Origin of the sequence: Achromobacter mucicolens, assembly GCF_029866465.1 — a bacterium.
GTDB lineage: Bacteria > Pseudomonadota > Gammaproteobacteria > Burkholderiales > Burkholderiaceae_B > Achromobacter > Achromobacter mucicolens.
Map to the genome: position 1 here is coordinate 1,199,015 of NZ_CP123364.1, position 23,001 is coordinate 1,222,015.

Annotated in this window: 20 protein-coding genes; 17 read left to right on the top strand and 3 right to left on the bottom strand. The window is 66.2% G+C overall.

Going from position 1 to position 23,001, the window contains the following annotated elements:
• Positions 1-61 precede the first annotated feature (61 nt).
• The 12 genes from QEP15_RS05440 (at position 62) to QEP15_RS05495 (ending at position 16,774) form a co-directional block, all read left to right on the top strand.
• Positions 62-685, top strand: a complete 624-nt coding sequence (locus tag QEP15_RS05440) for a TetR/AcrR family transcriptional regulator (protein WP_280148546.1) — start codon at positions 62-64, stop codon at positions 683-685.
• A 149-nt stretch (positions 686-834) separates the two neighbouring features.
• Positions 835-2,808 (top strand): BCCT family transporter, encoded by a 1,974-nt coding sequence (locus QEP15_RS05445; protein WP_056321672.1) that lies wholly within the window; start codon positions 835-837, stop codon positions 2,806-2,808.
• Positions 2,809-2,980: 172 nt separating this feature from the next.
• Complete coding sequence (locus QEP15_RS05450; protein WP_152383656.1) at positions 2,981-4,108, top strand: efflux RND transporter periplasmic adaptor subunit; 1,128 nt, start codon at positions 2,981-2,983, stop codon at positions 4,106-4,108.
• A gap of 15 nt (positions 4,109-4,123) precedes the next feature.
• The gene (locus tag QEP15_RS05455; protein WP_152383657.1) at positions 4,124-7,225 is read left to right on the top strand and encodes a MexW/MexI family multidrug efflux RND transporter permease subunit; all 3,102 of its coding nucleotides are present in this window, start codon (positions 4,124-4,126) and stop codon (positions 7,223-7,225) included.
• Between the two features lie 10 nt (positions 7,226-7,235).
• Entirely contained in the window at positions 7,236-8,687 is a 1,452-nt protein-coding gene (locus tag QEP15_RS05460) for an efflux transporter outer membrane subunit (RefSeq protein WP_152383658.1), read from the top strand.
• 30 nt (positions 8,688-8,717) lie between these two features.
• The gene (locus QEP15_RS05465; protein WP_152383659.1) at positions 8,718-9,377 is read left to right on the top strand and encodes a helix-turn-helix transcriptional regulator; all 660 of its coding nucleotides are present in this window, start codon (positions 8,718-8,720) and stop codon (positions 9,375-9,377) included.
• The gene (locus QEP15_RS05470; RefSeq protein WP_056321685.1) at positions 9,374-10,273 is read left to right on the top strand and encodes a LysR family transcriptional regulator; all 900 of its coding nucleotides are present in this window, start codon (positions 9,374-9,376) and stop codon (positions 10,271-10,273) included. Before QEP15_RS05465 ends, QEP15_RS05470 begins: the two co-directional genes overlap by 4 nt.
• A 219-nt stretch (positions 10,274-10,492) precedes the next feature.
• Positions 10,493-11,989, top strand: a complete 1,497-nt coding sequence (locus QEP15_RS05475; RefSeq protein WP_152383660.1) for an ABC transporter substrate-binding protein — start codon at positions 10,493-10,495, stop codon at positions 11,987-11,989.
• 319 nt (positions 11,990-12,308) lie between these two features.
• Positions 12,309-14,108 (top strand): gamma-glutamyltransferase family protein, encoded by a 1,800-nt coding sequence (locus QEP15_RS05480; RefSeq protein WP_152383661.1) that lies wholly within the window; start codon positions 12,309-12,311, stop codon positions 14,106-14,108.
• Between the two features lie 90 nt (positions 14,109-14,198).
• On the top strand, positions 14,199-15,173 hold the full coding sequence (locus QEP15_RS05485) for a diacylglycerol/lipid kinase family protein (protein ID WP_152383662.1): 975 nt from the start codon (positions 14,199-14,201) through the stop codon (positions 15,171-15,173).
• Entirely contained in the window at positions 15,170-15,961 is a 792-nt protein-coding gene (locus QEP15_RS05490) for a metallophosphoesterase family protein (RefSeq protein WP_152383663.1), read from the top strand. Before QEP15_RS05485 ends, QEP15_RS05490 begins: the two co-directional genes overlap by 4 nt.
• Before the next feature lie 45 nt (positions 15,962-16,006).
• Complete coding sequence (locus QEP15_RS05495; protein ID WP_152383664.1) at positions 16,007-16,774, top strand: phosphatase PAP2 family protein; 768 nt, start codon at positions 16,007-16,009, stop codon at positions 16,772-16,774.
• Here QEP15_RS05495 and QEP15_RS05500 read toward each other — a convergent pair.
• The 3 genes from QEP15_RS05500 to QEP15_RS05510 are packed head-to-tail and all read right to left on the bottom strand — an operon-like array spanning position 16,745 to position 18,230.
• Entirely contained in the window at positions 16,745-17,179 is a 435-nt protein-coding gene (locus tag QEP15_RS05500) for an NAD(P)-binding domain-containing protein (protein WP_152383665.1), read from the bottom strand. The two genes, QEP15_RS05495 and QEP15_RS05500, sit on opposite strands and share 30 nt — an antisense overlap.
• Complete coding sequence (locus QEP15_RS05505) at positions 17,176-17,619, bottom strand: PaaI family thioesterase (RefSeq protein ID WP_056321704.1); 444 nt, start codon at positions 17,617-17,619, stop codon at positions 17,176-17,178. The genes QEP15_RS05500 and QEP15_RS05505 overlap by 4 nt, the downstream gene beginning before the upstream one ends.
• A complete protein-coding gene (locus QEP15_RS05510) occupies positions 17,616-18,230 on the bottom strand; it encodes a TetR/AcrR family transcriptional regulator (protein ID WP_056321707.1) in 615 nt (204 codons plus the stop codon). The genes QEP15_RS05505 and QEP15_RS05510 overlap by 4 nt, the downstream gene beginning before the upstream one ends.
• 456 nt (positions 18,231-18,686) lie before the next feature.
• On the opposite strand from QEP15_RS05510, the gene QEP15_RS05515 reads away from it, so the two are divergent.
• The 5 genes from QEP15_RS05515 to QEP15_RS05535 all read left to right on the top strand — a co-directional run bounded on the left by QEP15_RS05515 (position 18,687) and on the right by QEP15_RS05535 (position 22,952).
• Positions 18,687-19,814 carry a porin gene (locus QEP15_RS05515; RefSeq protein ID WP_152383666.1) on the top strand — a complete coding sequence of 376 codons (1,128 nt, stop codon included), beginning with the start codon at positions 18,687-18,689 and terminating at the stop codon, positions 19,812-19,814.
• A gap of 294 nt (positions 19,815-20,108) precedes the next feature.
• Positions 20,109-20,468, top strand: coding sequence for an NADH-quinone oxidoreductase subunit A (locus QEP15_RS05520; RefSeq protein WP_006217959.1), 360 nt, complete (start codon positions 20,109-20,111; stop codon positions 20,466-20,468).
• Positions 20,469-20,507: 39 nt separating this feature from the next.
• On the top strand, positions 20,508-20,984 hold the full coding sequence (locus tag QEP15_RS05525; protein ID WP_006217960.1) for a NuoB/complex I 20 kDa subunit family protein: 477 nt from the start codon (positions 20,508-20,510) through the stop codon (positions 20,982-20,984).
• Between the two features lie 81 nt (positions 20,985-21,065).
• Positions 21,066-21,692 (top strand): NADH-quinone oxidoreductase subunit C, encoded by a 627-nt coding sequence (locus tag QEP15_RS05530; protein ID WP_217617750.1) that lies wholly within the window; start codon positions 21,066-21,068, stop codon positions 21,690-21,692.
• 3 nt (positions 21,693-21,695) lie between these two features.
• On the top strand, positions 21,696-22,952 hold the full coding sequence (locus QEP15_RS05535; protein ID WP_128827634.1) for an NADH-quinone oxidoreductase subunit D: 1,257 nt from the start codon (positions 21,696-21,698) through the stop codon (positions 22,950-22,952).
• Positions 22,953-23,001: the final 49 nt, after the last annotated feature.

Here is a 23,001-nt window from a genome sequence, read left to right on the forward strand (position 1 = left end):
ACAGTCTTGTATCTGAATACAAAATTGAATCTGAAATGCGCGCCGGTGCTAAACTCGCGCCATGTCCAAAGTCCGCCTGACCCGAGAGCAAAGCCGAGATCAGACGCGCCAGCGCCTGCTTGACGCCGCGCAGGCGATTTTTCTGGCGAAGGGTTTCGTGGCCGCCAGCGTCGAAGACATTGCCGAGCAGGCGGGCTACACGCGCGGCGCGTTCTATTCCAATTTCAGCAGCAAGTCCGAGCTGTTCCTGCAACTGCTCAAGCGCGACCACGAAAACGTCATGGCCGACATGCGCGCCATTTTCGAAGGCGGCGAGAGCCGGTCGCAGATGGAAGCGCGCGTGCTCGACTACTACAGCAAGCACTTTCGCGAAAACGACTGCTTCCTGCTGTGGATGGAAGGCAAGCTGCAGGCGGCGCGCGATCCGGACTTCCGCGTGGGCTTTGTCGCCTGTCTGCGCGAATTGCGCGCGGCCACCACCGAATACATCCGCCAGTTCTCGGCCCAGGTCGGCACGCCGCTGCCGCTGCCGGCCGAGCAGCTTGCGGTGGGCCTCCTGGCCCTGTCCGACGGCATGCAGTTCAGCGTTGCCTTCGACCCCCAGGCCGTCACGGCCGAGATGACCGAGGCCGTGCTGGCCGGGTTCTTTCGCCGCGTGGTGTTCGGCGACGCGAAGCCGAACTGAGGCCGCGGGACCGTCGCTGAACGGTCCGATTTCAAACTCAGGTGATTGTCAGCTTGGGTGCGCCCGTGATAGTAATACCGGCGGCGCACCGGTCGTGCTGAGGGGGCCAACGCCACGTTCCATCACCCTCGGGCACAAGGAGTGCATCCATGACTTCGGAACCCCGACCAAGCACGACCATCCATCGGCCCGTCTTCTATTCCGCGGCCGTCTTTACGTTGCTGCTGGTGGCCTTCGCCATCATTGCGCCCAAGGCCGCGCAGACCCTCTTCGAATCGATGCAGGCCTGGATCATCGGCAATGCAAGCTGGTTCTACATCCTGGTCGTCGCCATCATCCTGATCTCGGTCGCGTTCCTGGCGATCAGCCGGTATGGCGACATCAAGCTCGGCCCGGATCATAGCGAGCCCGATTACCGCAATTTCACCTGGTTCGCCATGCTGTTTTCCGCCGGCATGGGCATCGGGCTGATGTTCTTCGGCGTGGCCGAACCCGTCATGCACTTCGTGTCGCCGCCTGTGGGCGAGGGCGGCACCGTCGAAGCCGCGCGCGAGTCCATGAAGATCACCTTCTTTCATTGGGGACTGCACGCCTGGGCGATCTACGCGGCGGTGGCGCTCACGCTGGCGTTCTTCAGCTTCCGCCACGGCCTGCCGCTGACCCTGCGCTCGGCGCTGTATCCGCTGATCGGCAATCGCATCCATGGCCCGATCGGCCATGCGGTCGACATCTTCGCCATCATCGGCACCGTGCTGGGGGTGGCCACATCGCTGGGCCTGGGCGTGGCGCAGATGAACAGCGGCTTGAACCATCTGTTCGGCATTCCGGTTGGCGTCGTGCCCCAGATCGTGCTGATCGTCATCACCTGCGGACTGGCCACGCTGTCGGTGGCCAGCGGGCTGGACAAGGGCATCCGCTTCCTGTCGGAAGCCAACATGGTGCTGGCGGTGGTCCTGCTGTTGTTCGTGCTGACTGTTGGCCCCACCGTGTTCCTTTTCCAGACGTTCGTGCAGAACACCGGCGCCTATCTGTCCGACATCGTCAACAAGACCTTCAACCTGTACGCCTACGAGCCGACCGACTGGCTGGGCGGCTGGACGTTGTTCTACTGGGGGTGGTGGATCGCCTGGTCGCCGTTCGTGGGCTTGTTCATTGCCCGCATTTCGCGGGGCCGCACCATTCGTGAATTCGTCTGCGGCGTGCTGCTGGTGCCCGCCGGGTTCACGCTGTTCTGGATGACGGTGTTCGGCGACACGGCCATCTACTACATCCTGGTCGGCGGCGACCAGGGGTTGGCGAAGGCCGTGGATGCGGACAGTTCGCTGGCCCTGTTCGCATTCCTTGAGTTATTGCCCTGGAGCAGCGTGATCTCTGTGTTCGCCATTGCGATGGTGGCCGTGTTCTTCGTCACCTCCGCCGACTCGGGGGCGCTGGTGGTGGATCTGCTGGCCTCGGGCGGCGCGGACCGCACGCCGGTATGGCAGCGGATCTTCTGGTCGCTGTCCATGGGCGCGGTGGCCATCGCGCTGCTGCTGGCCGATGGCCTGACCGCGTTGCAGACGGCCACCATCGCCAGCGCGCTGCCGTTCTCGATCATCCTGCTGCTGTCGCTCTGGGGTTTGTTCAAGGCGCTCAAGCTGGACGCCACCAAACGCGGCATCCGCTATCAATCCCTGACGCTGTCGCGGCCGGCGCGCGGCGGCCAATCCTGGGAGCGGCGTCTGCGCAACATGGTCATGATGCCGCGCCGCGCCCATGTGCTGCGCTTCATCGCGGATGTGGTGCGGCCCGCGCTGGAAGACGTGGCCGACGAATTGCGCAAGCAAGGCTACGCCGTGCAGGTGCGCGAAGACGAAAACGAGGGCGGCGCAATCCTCGAGGTCTCGCATGGCGAACACCTGGACTTTTCCTACGCCGTGCAGCCCCAGGCCTTCGTGCGCCCCAGCCTGACGCCCGACGAGGCCGCCGACGAAGACGAGCGCAAGTACTTCCGCGCCGAAGTCCATCTGCGCGAGGGCGGGCAGGACTACGACATCATGGGTTGGAGCCGCGACGCCGTCATTGGCGACATCCTCGACCAATACGAGCGGCACCGCCACTACCTGCACATGGTTCGCGGTTAGTCGGCGCGCCGGCGGGCGCCTGCTCATATTCCCAAGCCACGCTGTCCGCGCGGCTTTTTTTTGGCCCATAGGCCGGCGCTATCCCCTTCATTGCTTTCGCTGCTTTGACGAAATCCCGCGATTCGTGGATTATCCAAGCAAATTCTTGTTTAAATAAAAAAGCGAGCGAATCATGAAGGCGAGAAGCAGGGCAGGGGCGGTCGTCGCCCTGGCAGTGGCGGCGGCGTTGGCCGGCGGGGCGATGTACTGGAAATCGAAGGCGGCCGCGCCTGGCGGCGGGTGGTCGATGCCGCCGGCCAAGGTCGCGGTGGCGCCCGCCGTGCAGGCGGATTTTCCGGTGATGCTTGCCGGCATCGGGTCGCTGGAAGCCACGCGCCAGGTGATGGTGGCGGCGGAAGTCGACGGACGTGTGGCGCAGATCCTCTTCACGCCGGGCGAGGCGGTCAAGGCGGGGCAGTTGCTGGTGCAGTTGAACGACGCGCCCGAGCAGGGCGAACTGGCACGGCTGCAAGCCCAGGCGCGTAATGCGCGGGCCCTGCTGGATCGCACGCGCCGGCTGGTGCCGCTGCAGGCCGCCACGCGTGAACAGCTCGACCAGGCCGTGGCCGACCATGAACAGGCGGCCGCCGACGTGCGGCGCGTGCAGGCGCTGATCGACCAGAAGCGCATCAAGGCGCCGTTCGACGGGGTGCTTGGCGTGCGCCGCGTGAACCTGGGCCAATTTGCCCGCGCGGGCGATCCGCTGGTGTCGCTGACGGATGCGTCCTCGTTGTACGCCAACCTGACGCTGCCCGAGCAGGCGCTGGGTGCGCTGCGGGTGGGCCAGCCGGTGGCGGTGACGGTGGACGCGCACGCGGGCCGCGAGTTCCCGGGCAAGGTCACCACCGTGGAGCCGCAGGTCGACCCGGGCACCCGCACGGTCCGCGTGCAGGCCCTGTTGGCCAATCCTGACGGCGCGTTGTCGGCGGGGATGTACGCGCAGGGGCGGATCGGACTGCCCGACCGCCCGGATGTCATCACCGTGCCGGAGACGGCCGTCAGCTACAGCGCCTATGGCGATTCGGTCTACGTCGTGACGCCGCCAGAAGCTGCTGCGGCGGCGCCGACTGTCAGGCAGGCCTATGTGAAAACCGGCGAGCGCCTGCGCGGCCGGGTGGTGGTGACCGAGGGGCTGAAGGCGGGCGACCGGGTCGTGACGTCGGGCCAGTTGCGCCTGCATAACGGCGCCGCCGTCGAGATCCTGCCGGACGACACCGTGGCGCTGGCCGCGCCGGGACACGCCGTGGCGCAGGCCCGGTAAGGTGCGGAGGCCAACATGAAGTTCACCGATCTGTTCGTGCGCCGCCCCGTGCTGGCGCTGGTGGTCAGCACCCTCATCCTGCTGCTGGGCATCAAGGCCTTGAGCGGGTTGCCGGTCAGGCAATACCCGCTGACCGAAAGCACCACCATCACCATCACGACGCAATATCCGGGCGCCTCGCCCGATCTGATGCAGGGTTTCGTCACGCAGCCCATCGCGCAGTCCGTGGCCACCGTCGAGGGCATCGACTACCTGTCGTCGTCGTCGACCCAGGGCCGCAGCGTGATCACCGTGCGGATGAAGCTGAACGCCGATTCCAACAAGGCCATGACCGAGGTGATGGCCAAGGTCAACGAGGTCAAGTACCGCCTGCCGCAGGACGTCTACGACCCGGTCCTGGTCAAGTCCGCGGGCGAGGCGACGGCCGTCGCCTATGTGGGCTTTTCCAGCACGAACCTGTCGCTGGCCGCGCTGACGGATTACCTGTCGCGGGTGGTGCAGCCGCAGCTCTCGTCCATCGATGGCGTGGCAAGCGTCGAGCTGTACGGCGGGCAGAAGCTGGCGATGCGGGTATGGCTGGACCCGGACCGCATGGCGGCTCGCGGCATCTCCGCCGGCGAGCTGGCCGACGCGCTGCGCCAGAACAACGTGCAGGCGGCGCCCGGCCAGGCCAAGGGGCTGTACGTGGTGTCCAACATCCAGGTCAACACCGACCTCGTCAACGTGGCCGAGTTCCGGGACCTGGTGGTCAAGCACGAAGGCGGCGCCGTCGTTCGGCTGGGCGACGTGGCGACCGTGGAACTGGGCGCGGCGTCCACCGATTCGAGCGGCCTGATGGACGGCGAGCCGGCCGTGTACTTCGGCCTGAACGCCACGCCGGTCGGCAATCCGCTGGTCATCGTCAAGCGCCTGAACGAGCTGCTGCCCAACATCAAGCAGAACCTGCCGCCCGGCACCAGCGTGCAGGTGCCGTTCGAACTGGCCCGCTTCATCAGCGCTTCGATCGACGGCGTGACGCAGACGCTGCTCGAAGCCATCGTCATCGTGGTGGCGGTGATCTTCCTGTGCCTGGGCTCGCTGCGGGCGGTGCTGATTCCCGTGGTCACCATTCCGCTGTCCATGCTGGGCGGCGCGGCCATCATGGCCCTCTTTGGCTTCAGCGTGAACCTGCTGACCTTGCTGGCGATGGTGCTGGCCATCGGCCTGGTGGTGGACGACGCCATCGTCGTGGTCGAGAACGTGCACCGCCACATCGAGGAGGGCAAGTCGCCCGTGCGGGCGGCGCTGATCGGCGCGCGGGAGGTCGCCGGTCCGGTGATCGCCATGACCATCACGCTCGCGGCCGTCTATGCGCCGATCGGGCTGATGGGCGGCCTGACCGGCTCGCTCTTCAAGGAATTCGCCTTCACGCTGGCCGGGGCGGTGGTGGTGTCCGGCGTGATCGCGCTGACGCTGTCGCCGGTGATGAGCTCGTTTCTCTTGAATGGCCGGGTCGCCGATGGCTGGATGGCGCGCAAGGCCGAGCACTTCTTCGGCCGCCTGGGCGAGGCCTACGGCCGCGTGCTCGACGTGTCGCTGCATCACCGCTGGGTCACCGGCGTGCTGGCGGTGGCCGTGTTGGCCAGCCTGCCTTTCCTGTACAACGCCGCGCAGCAGGAGCTGGCCCCCGTCGAGGACCAGTCCACGGTGCTCACCGCCATCAAGTCGCCGCAGCAGGCCAACATCGATTACGTGGAAAAGTTCGGCAAGAAGTGGGACGACGTCATGAAGACGCTGCCCGAGCAAAAGGGGCGCTGGCTGATCAACGGGTCCGACGGCGTCTCCAACAGCATCGGGGGCGTGGACTTCGTGGACTGGCAGGACCGCACGCGCTCGGCCGACGAGATCCAGGCCGACATGCAGTCGATGGCGAACCAGGTCGAAGGCAGCAACATCTTTGCGTTCCAGCTGCCGTCGCTGCCCGGCTCCACGGGCGGGCTGCCGGTGCAGATGGTGCTGATGAGCGCGTCGGACTATGCCGTGGTTTTTGACGCCATGGAAAGCCTGAAGCAGGCGGCGAGGGAAAGCGGCCTGTTCATGGTGGTGGACAGCGACCTGGACTACAACAACCCCGTCGTGCAGCTGAAGGTGGATCGCAGCAAGGCCAACAGCCTGGGCGTCACCATGAAGGCCATCGGCGACACGCTGGCGGTGCTGGTGGGCGAGAACTACGTGAATCGCTTCGGCATGGACGGGCGTTCCTATGACGTCATTCCGCAAAGCCTGCGCGAACAGCGCATCTCGCCGCAGGCGCTGGCGCAGTACCACGTCAAGAGCGCCTCGGGGGCGCAGGTGCCGCTGTCCAACCTGGTATCGGTGTCGATGGGCGTGGAGCCCAACAAGCTCACGCAGTTCAACCAGCTGAACGCCGCCACGTTCCAGGCGATTCCCATGCCGGGCGTCACGATGGGCGATGCGGTGCAGTTCCTCACGCGCGAGGCGCAATCGCTGCCGGCGGGCTTCAGCTACGACTGGCAGTCCGACGCGCGGCAGTTCACGCAGGAAGGCTCGGCGCTGATGATCACCTTCATCTTCGCCATCATCGTCATCTACCTGGTGCTGGCCGCCCAGTACGAAAGCCTGCGCGATCCCTTCATCATCCTGGTAAGCGTGCCCATGTCGATCTGCGGCGCCCTGATCCCGCTGGCGCTGGGCATGGCCACGGTCAACATCTATACGCAGATCGGCCTGGTGACGCTGATCGGCCTGATCAGCAAGCACGGGATCCTCATGGTGGAGTTCGCCAACGAGATGCAGGTCAGCCACGGGCTGGACCGTCGCGCGGCGATGGAAGCGGCCGCGCGCATCCGCCTGCGTCCCATCCTGATGACCACGGCGGCGATGGTCATGGGGCTGATTCCGCTGCTGTTCGCCACCGGCGCCGGCGCGCACAGCCGCTACAGCCTGGGACTGGTCATCGTGGTCGGGCTGCTGGTCGGCACGCTCTTCACGCTGTTCGTGCTGCCCACGGTCTACACCGTGTTTGCCCGGGACCACCGCGCCGCCAACGATACGCCGCGCGCCCGCGAACTGGCGCAGGCCGACGCCGAGGACGCGCGCGCCGCCGTCCAGCACTGAGGAATCGATCATGGATAAACCGCATTTCTTTCCCCGCCTTTTCCGCGGCGCCGCCGTGCTGCTGGCCGCTTTGGCCGCCGCGGGCTGCGCCGTCGGACCCGACTACCGCCGGCCCAGCCCGGCGCCCGTGGTGCTGACCAGCCCCGAGCAGGCGCTGTTTTCCACCGATCAGGTCCAGCGCGACTGGTGGAAGCAACTGCAGGACCCGCAACTGGACCGCCTGATCGACATGGCGCTCGCCCGCAACCTGGACATCCGCATCGCCCAGGCCCGCCTTGCCGAATCGCGCGCGGTGCTCGACGAAAAGGAACTGGACAAGCTGCCGGCCGTAACGCTGGGCGGCGGCTACGAGCGCAGCCTGTCGCAGGCCAATCCCGGCGTCGCAGGCCAGCGCAATCTGGCCGAAAGCTACCGGGCGGGCTTTGACGCGGCCTGGGAATTGGACCTTTTTGGCAGACTGCGCCGCGCGGCCGAGAGCGCCGCGGCCCGTAGCGAGGCGCAGGCTGCCGACCTGGCGCAGGCGCGCATCGTGGTCGCGGCCGAAGTGGCGCGCAATTATTTCGAACTGCGCGGCGCCGAGCAGCGGCTGGTTGTGGCGCGCGCCAACCTGGCCAGCCAGGAGGACAGCCTGCGCGTGACCCAGGCGCTGGTCTCGGCCGGCCGTGGCGACGAAGGAGACCTCGCCAGCGCGCGGGCCGAACTCGACACCGTGCGGGCCAGCGTCCCGGTCCAGGAGACCGCGCGCCGGCTGGCGCGCTACCGGATCGCGGTGCTGGCGGCGCTGCGTCCGGCGGAGCTGGGTGCGCTGGACGCCGCCCAGCCGCTTGCGCCGCTGACCGCGCGCCTGCCCATCGGCGACGTGGGCGCGTTGCTGTCGCGGCGCCCGGACGTGCTGGCCGCCGAACGCAACCTGGCTGCCGCCAACGCAGACGTGGGCGTGGCCACGGCCGAGCTGTACCCGCGCATCGATCTGGGCGGCTTCCTGGGATTCGTCGCGCTGCGCGGCGCGGACTTCGGCTCGGCCGCCAGCCGCGGGTTCGGCGTCGCGGCAAACGCCAACTGGCCCGCGTTCCATCTGCCGTCGGCTCTTGCCCGCAAGCGCGGGGCCGAGGCGCGCCTGGATGGCGAGGCGGCGCGCTACGAGCAGGCGGTCCTGCGCGCGGTCGAGGAAGTGGAGTCGGCGTTGGCCGAATACGGGCAGACGCAGCAGCGCCTGGGCAGCTTGGCGCAGGCCGCAGCCCACAGCGGGCGGGCCGCCGAACTGGCCCGGCTGCGCTACCGCGAGGGCAGCACGCCTTATTTGACCGTGCTGGATGCGCAGCGTACGCTTTTGCGCGCCCAGGACGCCGTGGCCGTGGCGGAAGCCGAGTCCTATACGCGCCTCGTGGCGCTCTATAAGGCGCTGGGCGGCGGCTGGCAGGCTGACGAGGCCGGCCAGACGCGGCTGGCCGTGGCACCATAGGAACCTTCATCCGGAGCATCGATACCCCTCATGTCTGACAGCCTGTCCCAACCGGCCGCCGCGCTGCCGCACCAGCCTGCGGACCGCGTCCTCATGACCCTGAAGACCCGCGGGCCGCAATCCATCGCGGTCATCGCGCGGGCCATGGACGTGACGGCCGAGGCGGTGCGCCAGCAGATGACGCGGCTGCACGCCGACGGGCTGGTCGACGCCGAGAGCCGCAGCGCGGGCCGCGGCCGGCCCACCCAGATCTGGTTCCTGACCGCCGCCGGCCACGGGCGCTTTCCGGACACGCACGCCGAGATGACGGTGCAGATGATCGCGGCGGTGCGCCAGGTGTTTGGCGACGAGGGCATCGACAAGCTGGTGCAGGTGCGCGAGAACGCCATGCTCAACGTCTACCAGCAGGCCATGCAGGACGCGCCGGACCTGAAGGCGCGGCTCGAACGGCTGGTCGACGTGCGCAGCGCAGAGGGCTACATGGCGGAACTGCGCGAGGACGAAGCCGGATTCGTCTTCATCGAGAACCATTGCCCCATCTGTTCGGCCGCCAAGGCCTGTATGGGCTTTTGCCGCAGCGAGCTGGAACTGTTTCGCAAGGTGCTGGGCGAGGGCGTGCAGGTCGACCGCGAAGAACATATCCTGGCCGGCGCGCGGCGCTGCGCCTATCGCGTCAGCAAGCAGCCATGACGCTCAAGCAGCTCGAAGCCTTCTATTGGGCCGCCACCTGCGCCAGTTTCGCCGTGGCGGCCGAGCGGCTTCACCTGTCGGTGTCCTCGCTTTCCAAGCGCATCACGGAACTGGAAGAAGCGCTGGGCCAGCCGCTCTTTGACCGCAGCGGCCACAAGGCCGTGTTGACCGACGCCGGCCAGCGCCTGGTTCCGCAGGCGCGCGGCTTGCTCGCCGCCGCGGACCAGATCCGCGCTTCCATGACCGAGACGCCCGGCCTGCGCGGCCGCTGCCGTTTCGGCGTGGGCGAACTCACGGCGCTGACCTGGCTGCCGCAGCTGATACGCGCCGTGCGCGCCGCCTACCCTGAGCTGGTGCTGGAACCCTACGTCGACATCGGCCAGGTGCTGGAGCAACGCGTCGCGGACGGGGAACTGGATTTCGCCGTGATCGCCGGCCGGTCGTCCCGCGCCGGCATTGCGTCCTTGCCCATCGGCGAGGCGCGCTTTTCCTGGGTTGCCGCGCCCGCGGTGCTGCAGCCCGGCGAAACCGGCATGACCATGGCCCTCTTGGCCCGGCTGCCGCTCGTGACCTTGCCCGAGGGCGCGGGCACCACGCGCATCATCGACGACTGGCTGGGCGGGCGCCAGGCCGCGGGCGAGCGCCTGTGCTGCAACAACTGGGGCGCCATCGTGGGATTGCTGATCGAAGGCACCGGGGTGGGGCTGCTGCCCAGGCATTGGGCCGAAAAGCTCCAGGCCGAAGGCAGCCTGCGTGTCCTGCACGGCGATCCCGAGCTGGCCGCGTTGCCTTACGCGTTCCAGTACCGGCGCGACGACGCCCGGCCGCTGGTCGCCCTGCTGCGCGACACGGTTGCCGCCTCGGCCGATTTCTCGGCGCCGTGCCGTCTGCCCTGAGGCTTTCGTCCGCAAGGCGGCCGCCACGGGCGTATAGTGGGCGGCGCGCCCCGCGCCGGTCTATACAATCGCCGCGCGCCTGGCGCAGAATCCAGCAACAACGTGCGCACGAGGGGGATGGGCCCGGCGATGCGGCACGACCCGGGGTCTGTTCCTCCCTGCCAGGCGGTGCGCCCCCGCACGAGGCACGGTCCCCCGCGGAATCGACGGAGATCTTTCATGCGTAAACTTTGCCTCGCCATGGCCATGGCGGGAATGCTCGCCACCGGATTGGCGCAAGCCCAGTCCACCTTGCGTATCGGGCTGCAGGATGACCCGGACGTGCTGGATCCGGCGCGCGCCCGCACCTTTGTCGGCCGCATCGTGTTCGCCTCGTTGTGCGACCGGCTGGTCGACATCACGCCCGACCTGAAGTTCGTGCCCCAGCTTGCGCAATCGTGGTCCGTCGGCCCCGACAACAAGACGCTGACCTTCAAGCTGCGCACGGATGCCGTCTTCCATGACGGCACTCCCATCAATGCCGCCGCGGTCAAGGCCAACCTCGACCGCGCCCGCACGCTGCCCGACAGCAACCGCAAGAGCGAACTGGCCACGGTGGCCAGCGTGGATGCCCCGGACGACCGGACCGTGGTGCTGAACCTGTCGGAACCGGACGCCTCGCTGCTGTCGCAGCTGTCCGACCGCGCCGGCATGATGATTTCGCCCGCCAGTTTCGACAAGGATCCCGGCGGCAAGCCCGTGTGCTCGGGCCCCTACCAGTTCAAGGAGCGCGTGCAGAACGACCGCATCGTGCTCGAGAAATTCCCCAAGTACTGGGACGCGGCCAACTACCATTTCGACCGCCTCGTCTTCACGCCGATTCCGGACAACACCGTGCGCCTGAACAACCTGCGCGCCGGCGACCTGGACATCATCGAGCGCGTGGCGCCGAGCGACGCCAAGGCCGTCAAGGACGACCCCAGCCTGCGTCTGGCCCCGGTTACCGGCCTGGGTTTCCAGTCCATCTCCGTCAACCTTGCCAACGGCGCGCGCGCCGATCATCCGCTGGCCAAGGACAAGCGCGTGCGCCAGGCGCTGGATCTGGCCATCGACCGCGACGTGCTGAACCAGGTGATCGGCGAAGGCATGTTCCAGCCTGCCCACCAGCCGTTCCCGCCCGCCAGCTTTGCCTACAACAAGTCCTTCGACCGCCCGGGCCGCGATCCCAAGAAGGCGCAGGCCCTGCTCAAGGAAGCCGGCTACGACCGCGTGAAGGTCGAGATCACCTTCGGCAACAACACCACCATGCAGCAGGTCTTCGAACTGGTGCAGGCCATGGGGGCCGAAGCGGGCTTTGACATCACCCTGCGCCCTGTCGAATTCGCCTCGCTGCAGTCCTCGCTCGCGCGCGGCGACTTCCAGGTAGGCCAGAGCGGCTGGTCGGGCCGGGTCGATCCCAGCGGCAACATCCACCAATACCTGAGCTGCAAGGGCAACCTGAACGACGGCAAGTTCTGCGACGCCGCCGTCGACAAACTGCTCAACGACGCCCGCGCCGAGGCCGACACCGCCAAGCGCCGCGCCCTGTACGACCAGGTGCTGGCCGCGATGCAGGACCAGCGTCCCATCATCTACCTGTTCTACCTGCCGTGGACGTTCGGCGTGCAGGCCAAGCTGCAAGGCTTCGTTCCGTATCCGGACGGCTTGATCCGGTTGAAAGGGGTAGAGAAGAAGTAGGCCCACCCCTAGAGGTAGGCCCACCCCCTACCCGCTGACGCGGGCCCCCTCAAGGGGGCGACACCAGCGGACCGGAAGGTAAGGCCCACCCCCAGCCCGCTGACGCGGGCCCCCCCTCAAGGGGGCGACTCCAGCGGACCGGCGGAGCCGGATCCGCGGTGTCCCGGATGGCGTCAGTTGCTGGCGGCGGGTCTCTCCTTCCCAGGTGTCTGACACCCGTACGCAATGACCGCTGTACATCTCGATGCCCCACGGGTGTCTGACACCGGCCGATAGCCGCACTTTGGCGTCAGACACCCCTCCCACACCAGGACCCACCATGTTTACGACTCGCCCGGAAATTCTCGGCACCTTCGGTGTCGTGACGTCCACTCATTGGCTGGCCAGCGCGGCTGGCATGTCGCTGCTGGAGCGCGGCGGCAATGCGTTCGATGCCTGCGTTGCCTCGGCGTTCGTGCTGCAGGTGGTCGAGCCCCATCTGGTCGGCCCGGCCGGCGAAGTGCCCGCCGTGTTCTATTCCGCCCGCACCGGCAAGGTCGAGGTGCTGTGCGGGCAGGGCACCACGCCCGCCGCCGCCACGCTCGAACGCTACCGCGCCGAAGGGCTGAAGCTCATCCCCGGCAACGGCCTGCTCGCGACGGTGATCCCGGGCGCGTTCGACGCCTGGATGCTGCTGCTGCGCGACCACGGCACGATGCGGGTGCGCGACGTGCTTGAACCCGCCATCTATTACGCCGAGCATGGCCATGCGCTGATGCCGCGCATCTCCAACACCATCGCTGGCCTGAAAGACTTCTTCGAGACGCACTGGCCGACGACCGCCCAGGTCTACGTGCCGGGCGGGCAGGTGCCGCAGTCCCGCAAGCTGTTTCGCAATCCGGCGCTGGCCCGCACCTGGACCCGCGTCCTCAAAGCCGCCGAAGGCGCTGGCGCCGACCGCGACCGCCAGATCGAGGCCGCGCGCGACGCGTTCTACCGCGGCTTCATCGCTGAAGAGATCGACCGCTTCGCCCGCAACACCGACGTCATGGACGAAAGCGGCACGACCCACCGCGGCGTCATCACCGCGCACGACCTGGCCGGCTGGTCCGCCAGCTATGACAAGCCGCTGACTTACGACTATCACGGCTACACGGTCGCCAAGGCGGGCGCCTGGAGCCAGGGACCGGTCTTTCTGCAGACCCTCGCCATCCTGAAGGACATGGACCTGGCAGGCGTCGGTCCCACCAGCGCCGAGTTCATCCATCGCGTCACCGAGGCCATGAAGCTCGCCTTCGCCGACCGCGAAGCGTATTACGGCGACCCCGCGTTCATCGACGTGCCGCTGGCCCATCTGCTGTCCGACGCGTACAACGCCGAACGCCGCCAGCTGATCGGGGAGGGCGCGTCGCGCGACCTGCTGCCCGGCCAGGTGCCCGGCTTCGAGGCGCAGGTGGCGCGGGTCATGGACACCCTGGAACGGCTGTCGCCGGTCACCGCGCCCGGCAGCGCCACGAACGAACCGACGCTTGCCGACATGCGCGCCTCGGCCAAGCGCGGCGACACCACGCACGTGGACGTGATCGACCGCTGGGGCAACATGATCTCGGCCACGCCGTCGGGCGGCTGGTTCCAGTCCTCGCCGGTCATCCCTGAACTGGGCTTCGGCCTGAACACCCGCGCCCAGATGTTCTGGCTGGAAGAAGGCCTGCCCGGCACGCTGGCGCCGGGCAAGCGCCCGCGCACCACGCTGACCCCGTCGCTGGCGCTGCGCGACGGCAAGCCCTATCTGGCGTTCGGCACGCCGGGCGGCGACCAGCAGGAGCAATGGCAGCTCCTGTTCTTCCTGCGTCGCGTGCATCACGGCCTGAACCTGCAGGAAGCCATCGACCTGCCCATGTCGCACACCATGCACTTTCCCACCTCGTTCTATCCCCGTGACCGCAAGCCGGGCCATCTCGCGCTGGAGGCCAGCTTTGGCGCCGAGGTCATCGAGGCCCTGCGCCAGCGCGGGCACCAGATCGAGGAAGTGCCCGAATGGTCGGTCGGCCGGCTGACCGCGGCATCGCGCGATCCCGACGGACTGCTGCATGCGGCCGCGACGCCGCGCCTGATGCAGGCCTACGCCATCGGGCGTTGACCGGTCGCACGCACGCTTGCTTACAAAGCGTGCGTGCCCGCGCTTCACCGCGTCTTGCGGCGCTTTGCCCGCTTAGGGTATGTTTGTCGCATGACGCCATCCGAGCAGAGCCCGGCAACAGCGGCTCGACCCCTCACGGGAACAGAACCCTTATTCATCGTCCTCAATAAAGGATCGGGGCGCGGCGACGCGCAGGTCCTGCAGGACACCATCCGGCAGATCCTCGACGAGGCCGGGCGGCGCTACGAACTCATGCCGGTCGACGATCCGTCGCGGCTGACGGACGTGGCGCGCCAGGCGGTCAAGCGCGCGCAGGACGAGCAGGGCGTCGTCATTGCCGCGGGCGGCGACGGCACGCTCAATGCCGTCGCGGGCGCGGTGCTGGGACAAGGCGTGCCCTTCGGCATCCTGCCGCAAGGCACCTTCAACTACTTCGGCCGCACCTACGGCATTTCGCAAGAGACAGACGTTGCGCTGCGCGGCTTCCTGCAAGGCACCATCCGGCCGGTGCAGGTCGGCCTGCTGAACGGCCGCCTGTTCCTCGTGAACGCCAGCCTTGGTTTGTATCCGCAACTGCTGGAAGACCGCGAAGCCTACAAGCAGCGCTACGGCCGCCGGCGCTGGGTCGCGCTGTGGTCGGGCCTGGTCACGCTGTGGCGCCAACCGCGCCAGCTCGGCCTGCAACTTGAATTCGAAGGCAAGTCGCGCAGCTTGACGTCGCCCACGCTGGTAGTGGGCAACAACAAACTGCAGCTTGAACATATCGGCATCGAAAACGACGGGCTCGATCGGAACCAACTGGTCGCCATGGCGGCGCGGCCCGTCGGCACGCTGGCGCTCTATGGCCTGCTGGTGCGCGGCCTGCTAAGCCGGCTGGGCGACGCTGAGAACGTGATCAATTTCGCCTTCGACAAGCTCACGGTGGGGGTGCGAGGGCGCCGCCGGGTCAAGGTGGCGATGGACGGCGAAATCTCCTGGATGGACACGCCGCTCGAATTCAAGGTGGCGACTGATCGTCTACCTCTCGTGGTGCCGGCGGATCCCGAGTTCCTGGACCGCTCATGACGCGGATCCTGCATCTGTCCGATACCCATTTCGGCACCGAGCGCAAGGCGGTCATTGAAGCTGTGCTGGATTTGGCACGGCAACTGTCGCCCGATCTCGTGGTCCTCAGCGGCGACATCACCCAGCGCGCGCGCCGCAGCCAGTTCGCCGCCGCACGCCGTTTCATCGAGCGCCTGGCGCTGCCCGTGCTGGCGGTGCCCGGCAATCACGATATCCCGCTGTTCAACGTGTTTCTGCGGGTGCTCAATCCGTACGGCAACTACAAGCGCGCGCTCGGACCAATCCTCGAACCCGTGTTCGAGAACGACGGCGTGCTGGCAATCGGCGTGAACACCACGCGGCCAAGGCGCCACAAGGACGGCGAGATCTCCGATGCCCAGATCACCCGGGTCGCCCAGCGGCTGCGCCAGGCGCGGCCGGGGCAGTTGCGGATCGTCGTGGCGCACCATCCGGTGCGCGCCAAGGTCGAATCCGACCTGTCCAACCTGCTGATCGGCCGCGAGCGCGCGCTCGCGGCGTGGGCGCAGGCGGGCGTCGACCTGGTGCTGGGAGGTCACATACACTTGCCCTACGTGCTGCCGCTGACCGCGTCGACGGGGCCGGCCGGCTGGATCGTCCAGGCCGGAACGACCTGTTCGCACCGCGTCCGGGGCACCGTGCCCAATTCGCTGGGCGTGATCACCCGCACCGAAGAGGACGGCCAGCAGGTCTGCCACGTCGAGCGCTGGGACTACGCGGCCGGCGCGCACGCGTTCGCACCCGTCGACAAGACGCTGGTCTCGCTGTAGTAGTGCGCGCGCTCGTCCGCGCGAAATTTTTTTGATGGCGCACACATGACCGATGTCTACGCCGCATGGGCCGCGGCCCATGCCCTCTCGTTGTTTATCGCGCTGCCGCTGCTGGCCGGCGGCGCGGCGCTGCTGTTCATGCGGTGCCATGGGCGGTTGTCCCGCAATGGCCGCGCCGCGCTGTTTGCCGGCGTGGCCGGCGTGTCCTTCGTTCTGTTTCTCACGTTGGCCCTGGCTGTCGAAAGCCGCGGCGCCGTGGTGCAGTTCGACGGCGCGCTGGCCGATGCGCTCAGCATGTCCATGTGCACGTCGATGCTGTGGCTGCTGTCCTGGATCACGTATCTGGGCGACCGCAACCTGCTCACCGTCGTCGCCGTGCTGATGACGATTGCGCTGTTATGGCGCGGGCTGTGGCAGCTTGCGCTCTTTTGCGCCATCGCGACCGGCCTGAACGGCGCGCTCAACTGGCTGTTCAAGCACACCTTCGAACGCGTGCGCCCCGATCACGACCACGGCTATGCCATGGCGACCGGCTGGAGTTTTCCCAGCGGTCACGCCTCTGCCGCCATGGCCGTCTACGGCACGGCGTGCTACCTGATGTGGCGGTTTTCCCCGCCCGCGTGGCGCCTGCCGTGCGTGGCGTTCATGGCCGCGCTCATCATGGCCATCGGCCTTAGCCGCATCCTCTTGCAGGTGCATTTCGCGAGCGACGTCGTGGCCGGATTTGCCGTCAGCCTCGGTTGGCTGGTCCTGTGCGTGGCGGCCGTCGAGCGGCTGCACGTGTCAGGCCGGTGGGCTCAGCGCGTCCAGTAAGCAAGACTCCACGCTGGCCGAATCGCACGCCTTCAGCGGCGCGCTGGCATAACGTCCCCCCGCGCTGGCAATGGCCCGGTCCAGCTGCCGCATTCGGTCGGCCGGCGGCGGATCCAGGTCGATGATCAGCTTGCCGGCGATGGGCGCCGTGACCTGCCCGTCGCTGAAGCGTTCCAGCGTGCGATCGATCTCGCGCTCGCGGGGCAGGGCCAGCACGATGGTGTCGGATTCCGCCAAGGCTTCGCGCGCCGACGTCGCCAGCGTCGCGTTGCCGCGGAATGCCTCGCAGCGGTCCGCCTCGATGTCATAAAGCGTCAGCGCAATGTCGGGATCGGCAGCCAGCAGCCGCCGCGCAGCCAGCGTGCCGATCCTGCCCATGCCGACGATGCTGACGCGCGGACTCATGGCTTGGGCACCGACCACGTGCTCACGATATGGGCAACCGGCTCGTCCGAGCCTTCTCCCGTCAGCACGACCTCTCCCGCGCTAAGCCGGCCCACCTTCAGCAGGCGGGCATGAGCATGGATGGCGCCCGCCGGGCTCTTGCGCAGGAAATTGATGGTCAGGCTGGCCGTGACCGCATGCGCCTGGCCGGTAGCGCCCACGACCGCCGCATACATGGCCAGGTCGGCAAGCCCCATCAACATCGGTCCGGCCACGATGCCGCCCAGCCGCTGGTGCGTGTCCCGGGCGGGCAGCACGGCGTGCGCCGTGCCGTGGCCGATGTGCAGCACGTCGATTCCCAGCAGCATCGAGAACGGGTGCTGGTCGGCCAGCAGCACGTGAAAGTCGGCAAGGCTGATCAGCGGCGCGTGGCCGTTGGCGGCTAGGGCGGTTGCAGTCATCGTTGCTCCAGGGCAAGGCAATAGTTGTCCAGCAGCGCGTCGGCCTGCTGGCCCAGGGATTTGAGACGGCGCGTGTGCAGCAGCAGCAACAGCCCCATCAGGTAGGTGAACACGTTCATCTGCTCGGCCTGCACGGCCTCGCCGCGCCAGCCTTTCGTGCGCGACAACGCCTGGCCGATGAGATCGATGGATTGCCTCAACCGTGAATTGAGCTTCTCGTCCATGTCGCGGCCCAATCCGCGCGGCCCCAGTCCCTGGAACAGATACAGCCCCAGGGAAAAATCCGTGCGCCGCTCGGCGTAATAACCGAAGAACGCGCGGATCACGCCGCGCGCGGCCGATTCCGGCGCTTCGGCCTGTTCGGCTCGCTCCAGATGCGCGTGCAGCCGCTGCAGCGATTCGTCCAGCAGTTCGCCATAAAGCGCTTCCTTGCCCGCAAACCACGGATAGATGGCCCCCGTCGTGCAGCCGGCTTCCTTCGCAATCGCCCGGATCGTCGTTTTTTCAAGACCGTCGCGCTCGAAGACGCGCTGCGCGGCGTCCAGGATGATCTGCCGGCGCAGGGCGCTGAGTCGTTCGTTTCGGTCGGCGCGCGGGGAGGGGGTGGACATGGGGCTGGGCGTCTGTTCGATGCCACCGATCATATCGACGATTTTTATTAATAACAATGTTATCCAGCCGGGACTTGACTACGATGATCAGCAGGGCCGGCGTCATCGCGGCCGCCTCCGTTTTTCGCCGGATGGCCGCCGGATCCGTGAAGAAAGTTGCGCGACAAATGAGTTTTGCAATTGCCCGGAAAATTGGGGGCAGGGCCGAAAGTCGCATGGTTGCGCGCTCGGGCTTTTCGGTAAGGGAAAGCCCTAGCGTTGCCGGGCAAGCATCAGCGGGATGTTGCAACTTCCCAACAAGCCTGTCGCAAACCTGCACTTTTCTGATGCCGACCATAGCCAGCCCCCCCGATTTTTGATGCAATAGCGTCAACTTCCCTTCGCGGAGTTAGGGGGGCGGCAGGCTGGTTTGCTGGATTGCTGCTCTTGTCACTCAAATCAACGGAGATTTCTTAAATGAAAAAGACTCTGCTCGCTGCCGCCCTGCTCGCCGGTTTCGCCGGTGTCGCCCAGGCAGAAACGTCTGTCACCCTGTACGGCATCATCGACACGGGCCTCGGCTACAACAAGATCAGCGGCGGTACTGATGCCCAAAACGGCAGCCGTTTTGGCATGATCAACGGCGTCCAGAACGGTTCGCGCTGGGGTCTGCGTGGTTCGGAAGATCTGGGTGACGGCCTGCGCGCTGTTTTCCAACTGGAATCGGGCTTCAACTCGGGTAACGGCAACTCCGCCCAAGGTGGTCGTCTGTTCGGCCGTCAAGCCACCGTCGGTCTGGCCAGCGACAGCTGGGGTCAACTGGACTTCGGTCGTCAAACCAACATCGCGTCGAAGTACTTCGGCTCGATCGACCCGTTCGGCGCTGGCTTCGGTCAAGCCAACATCGGCGTCGGCATGAGCGCTGCCAACACGCAACGCTACGACAACATGGTCATGTATCAGACCCCGTCGTTCAGCGGCTTCCAGTTCGGCGTTGGCTACTCGTTCAGCGCTGACGACACCAAGGGTGCCGAAACCGGCTTCAAGACCGCCGACAACACCCGCGCCATCACGACCGGTCTGCGCTACGTCAACGGCCCGCTGAACGTCGCTCTGTCGTACGACCAGCTGAACGCCTCGAACCGTCTGCCGACCGAGTCGACCGACGCCACCCCGCGTATGTACGCCATCGGCGGTTCGTACGACTTTGAAGTCGTGAAGCTGGCCCTGGCCTACGCTCGCACGACCGACGGTTGGTTCGCCGGCCAAGGCACCGCCACCAGCACCATCGGTGGTGGCACTGGCTCCGTGAACTTCGGCAGCAACCTGTTTGCTGACGGCTTCAAGGCCAATTCGTACATGGTCGGTCTGTCGGCCCCGATCGGCGGCGCTTCGAACCTGTTCGGTTCGTGGCAGCGCGTTGATCCGTCGAACGCCAACCTGACGGGTGACGACGCCAACATGAACATCTACTCGCTGGGTTACACCTACGACCTGTCCAAGCGTACCAACCTGTACGCTTACGGTTCGTACGCCACGAACTACGCGTTCCTGAACGACCTGAAGTCGACCGCTGTCGGCGTCGGTGTCCGTCACCGCTTCTAATCCAACGCAGGGTGCAAGCCCTGTCTGGATTTAAAGCAAAGTCGAACGGGCCTCGGCCCGTTCGCATAAACCACCCTTTTGGGGGTGGTTTTTTTTCGTCTGCTGACTGAATTCGTGCATACTACGGCTTCGTGCTCATCAAGCCGTGTATCCTTCGAAGTGCGCCGACGAAAGCTGCGATTGTTCCATTTGAGGAATGCAGTCTTTCGCCTGCTATTCAAGCTACAGAGTTCAGCCGGAAGTAACCGCGCGAATGCTACAATCCTAAGGTTTGCGCATTTGACGGACGCCTGAATGAACCTGCAACAGTATTTTCCCGTCCTGCTGTTTATCGTAGTGGCCACCCTTATCGGGTTCGCGCTTCTAACGGCCGGCTCCCTCCTTGGTCCGCGGCGTCCTTACGCTGAGAAGCTCTCGCCTTACGAGTGCGGCTTCGAAGCGTTTGAAGATGCACGCATGAAGTTTGACGTGCGCTACTACCTCGTGGCGATCCTGTTCATTCTTTTCGACCTGGAAATCGCGTTCCTGTTTCCGTGGGCCATCGCCCAGGGCACCGTCGGACTCGTCGGTTTCTGGACGGTCATGGTTTTCCTCGCCGTGTTGACCGTCGGCTTCATCTACGAATGGAAAAAGGGCGCGCTGGATTGGGAGTGACCTCCGGGTTCATTTCACAGCACGCTATCAGAGACGAATATGGCTATAGACGGCATTCTCAAGCAAGGGTTCATCACCACCAGCGCCGACAAGTTCCTGAACTGGGCGAAGACCGGTTCGATGTGGCCCATGACCTTCGGTCTGGCCTGTTGCGCGGTTGAGATGATGCATGCGGGCGCGGCCCGCTACGACCTGGACCAGTTCGGCATCATCTTCCGGCCCAGTCCCCGCCAGTCCGATCTCATGATCGTGGCCGGCACCTTGTGCAACAAGATGGCGCCGGCGCTGCGCAAGGTCTACGACCAGATGCCCGAGCCGCGCTGGGTGGTTTCCATGGGCTCCTGTGCCAATGGCGGCGGCTACTACCACTACTCGTATTCGGTGGTCCGTGGCTGCGATCGCATCGTACCGGTAGACGTCTACGTGCCGGGCTGCCCGCCCACGGCCGAGGCGCTGGTCTACGGCTTGCTGCAAATGCAGAACAAGATCCGTCTGACCAACACGATTGCGCGCTGATGCTTCGTCCGGTTCGCCGGCAGGCCTTTAGCCGCCGCGAACCTTGCGAAACCAGCGTATCGGTTCACCTAAGCGTACAAGATGATGACCAGGCTCGAATCCCTGAAAAACAATTTGCAGACCACCCTCGGCGCGGACATCGCGCTGACCGAGGCGCTGGGCGAGCTGACGCTCGAAGTGCCCGCGGAGCAGTGGTTCTCCGTCTGCAACAAGCTGCGCACCGAAGCCGGCCTGCGCTTTGAAACCTGTATCGACCTCTGCGGCGTCGACTACCTGACCTGGGGCAACGGCACGCGCCAGCTGCCCGAGGAAACGAACGTCCGCATCCACCGCTCGCGCTACGCTGTCGTGGCGCACCTGCTCTCCATCGAGAACAACTGGCGGCTGCGTGTGCGCACCTGGGCGCCCGACGACGAGTTTCCCATGGTCGCCTCTCTGATAGAGTGCTGGCCCGCGGTCGGCTGGTTCGAGCGCGAAGCCTTCGACCTGTACGGCATCGTCTTCGAAGGCCACCCGGACCTGCGCCGCATCCTGACCGACTACGGCTTCATCGGCCATCCCTTCCGCAAGGACTTCCCGCTGTCGGGCACCGTCGAAATGCGCTACGACCCCGAACAACGGCGCGTCATTTACCAGCCGGTCACGATCGATCCGCGCGAGATCACCCCGCGCGTGGTGCGCGAAGACACCTACGGCATGGGGCGTTGAATCATGGCAGACATCAAGAACTACACCCTGAACTTCGGTCCTCAACACCCGGCCGCGCACGGTGTGCTGCGCCTGGTGCTCGAGCTTGACGGCGAAGTCATCCAGCGCGCCGACCCGCATATCGGCCTGCTGCATCGCGCCACCGAAAAGCTGGCCGAACACAAGACCTACATCCAGGCGCTGCCCTACATGGACCGCCTGGACTACGTGTCCATGATGTGCAACGAGCACGCCTACGTCATGGCCATCGAAAAGCTGCTGGGCGTCGAAGCCCCGCTGCGCGCGCAGTACATCCGCGTGATGTTCGATGAAATCACCCGCCTCTTGAACCACCTGATGTCGCTGGGTTCGCACGCGCTCGACGTGGGCGCCATGGCGGTGTTCCTGTATGCCTTCCGGGAACGCGAAGACCTGATGGACTGCTACGAAGCGGTGTCGGGCGCGCGCATGCACGCGGCCTACTACCGTCCGGGCGGCGTTTACCGCGACCTGCCGGATTCCATGCCGCAGTACGGCGACTCCAGCAAGTACCGTGGCGACAAGGAAATCCGCGCCATGAACGATGCGCGTTCGGGCTCGCTGCTGGATTTCATCGAAGACTTCACCAACCGTTTCCCGGCCTGCGTCGACGAGTACGAAACCCTGCTCACCGACAACCGCATCTGGAAGCAGCGTCTGGTCGGCATCGGCGTGGTCGATCCCGATCGCGCCAAGGCACTGGGCTTCACCGGCCCGATGCTGCGTGGTTCGGGCGTCGCATGGGACCTGCGCAAGATGCAGCCCTACGAAGTCTACGACCTGCTTGATTTCGACATCCCCGTGGGTGTCAACGGCGATTGCTACGACCGCTATCTGGTCCGCGTCGCCGAGATGCGCCAGAGCAACCGCATCATCCGCCAGTGCGTGGAATGGCTGCGCAACAATCCCGGCCCGGTCATGATCGAGAATCACAAGATCGCCCCGCCGTCGCGCACCGCCATGAAGACCAACATGGAAGAGCTGATCCATCACTTCAAGCTCTTCACCGAAGGTTTCCACGTGCCCCCGGGCGAGGCATACGCCTCGGTCGAGCATCCGAAGGGCGAATTCGGCATCTATCTGGTGTCCGACGGCGCCAACAAGCCCTACCGCCTGAAGATTCGGGCGCCCGGCTTTGTCCACCTGCAATCGCTGGATGAAATGTCGCGCGGCCACATGATCGCCGACGCCGTCACCATCATTGGCACGCAGGACATCGTTTTCGGCGAGATCGATCGCTGATCATCCGCCCCAGACAGTCACGAGCACGCCCGCATAACCCGGATTCAAA

Bases quoted from the DNA above. Each gene is read 5' to 3' on its own strand.
- QEP15_RS05450 (WP_152383656.1), top strand. From the start codon at position 2,981: ATGAAGGCGAGAAGCAGGGCAGGGGCGGTCGTCGCCCTGGCAGTGGCG.
- QEP15_RS05460 (WP_152383658.1), top strand. From the start codon at position 7,236: ATGGATAAACCGCATTTCTTTCCCCGCCTTTTCCGCGGCGCCGCCGTG.
- QEP15_RS05470 (WP_056321685.1), top strand. From the start codon at position 9,374: ATGACGCTCAAGCAGCTCGAAGCCTTCTATTGGGCCGCCACCTGCGCC.
- QEP15_RS05440 (WP_280148546.1), top strand. From the start codon at position 62: ATGTCCAAAGTCCGCCTGACCCGAGAGCAAAGCCGAGATCAGACGCGC.
- QEP15_RS05480 (WP_152383661.1), top strand. From the start codon at position 12,309: ATGTTTACGACTCGCCCGGAAATTCTCGGCACCTTCGGTGTCGTGACG.
- QEP15_RS05525 (WP_006217960.1), top strand. From the start codon at position 20,508: ATGGCTATAGACGGCATTCTCAAGCAAGGGTTCATCACCACCAGCGCC.
- QEP15_RS05495 (WP_152383664.1), top strand. From the start codon at position 16,007: ATGACCGATGTCTACGCCGCATGGGCCGCGGCCCATGCCCTCTCGTTG.
- QEP15_RS05515 (WP_152383666.1), top strand. From the start codon at position 18,687: ATGAAAAAGACTCTGCTCGCTGCCGCCCTGCTCGCCGGTTTCGCCGGT.
- QEP15_RS05505 (WP_056321704.1), bottom strand. From the start codon at position 17,619: ATGACTGCAACCGCCCTAGCCGCCAACGGCCACGCGCCGCTGATCAGC.
- QEP15_RS05530 (WP_217617750.1), top strand. From the start codon at position 21,066: ATGATGACCAGGCTCGAATCCCTGAAAAACAATTTGCAGACCACCCTC.
- QEP15_RS05455 (WP_152383657.1), top strand. From the start codon at position 4,124: ATGAAGTTCACCGATCTGTTCGTGCGCCGCCCCGTGCTGGCGCTGGTG.
- QEP15_RS05445 (WP_056321672.1), top strand. From the start codon at position 835: ATGACTTCGGAACCCCGACCAAGCACGACCATCCATCGGCCCGTCTTC.
- QEP15_RS05485 (WP_152383662.1), top strand. From the start codon at position 14,199: ATGACGCCATCCGAGCAGAGCCCGGCAACAGCGGCTCGACCCCTCACG.
- QEP15_RS05500 (WP_152383665.1), bottom strand. From the start codon at position 17,179: ATGAGTCCGCGCGTCAGCATCGTCGGCATGGGCAGGATCGGCACGCTG.
- QEP15_RS05535 (WP_128827634.1), top strand. From the start codon at position 21,696: ATGGCAGACATCAAGAACTACACCCTGAACTTCGGTCCTCAACACCCG.
- QEP15_RS05475 (WP_152383660.1), top strand. From the start codon at position 10,493: ATGCGTAAACTTTGCCTCGCCATGGCCATGGCGGGAATGCTCGCCACC.
- QEP15_RS05490 (WP_152383663.1), top strand. From the start codon at position 15,170: ATGACGCGGATCCTGCATCTGTCCGATACCCATTTCGGCACCGAGCGC.
- QEP15_RS05510 (WP_056321707.1), bottom strand. From the start codon at position 18,230: ATGTCCACCCCCTCCCCGCGCGCCGACCGAAACGAACGACTCAGCGCC.
- QEP15_RS05465 (WP_152383659.1), top strand. From the start codon at position 8,718: ATGTCTGACAGCCTGTCCCAACCGGCCGCCGCGCTGCCGCACCAGCCT.
- QEP15_RS05520 (WP_006217959.1), top strand. From the start codon at position 20,109: ATGAACCTGCAACAGTATTTTCCCGTCCTGCTGTTTATCGTAGTGGCC.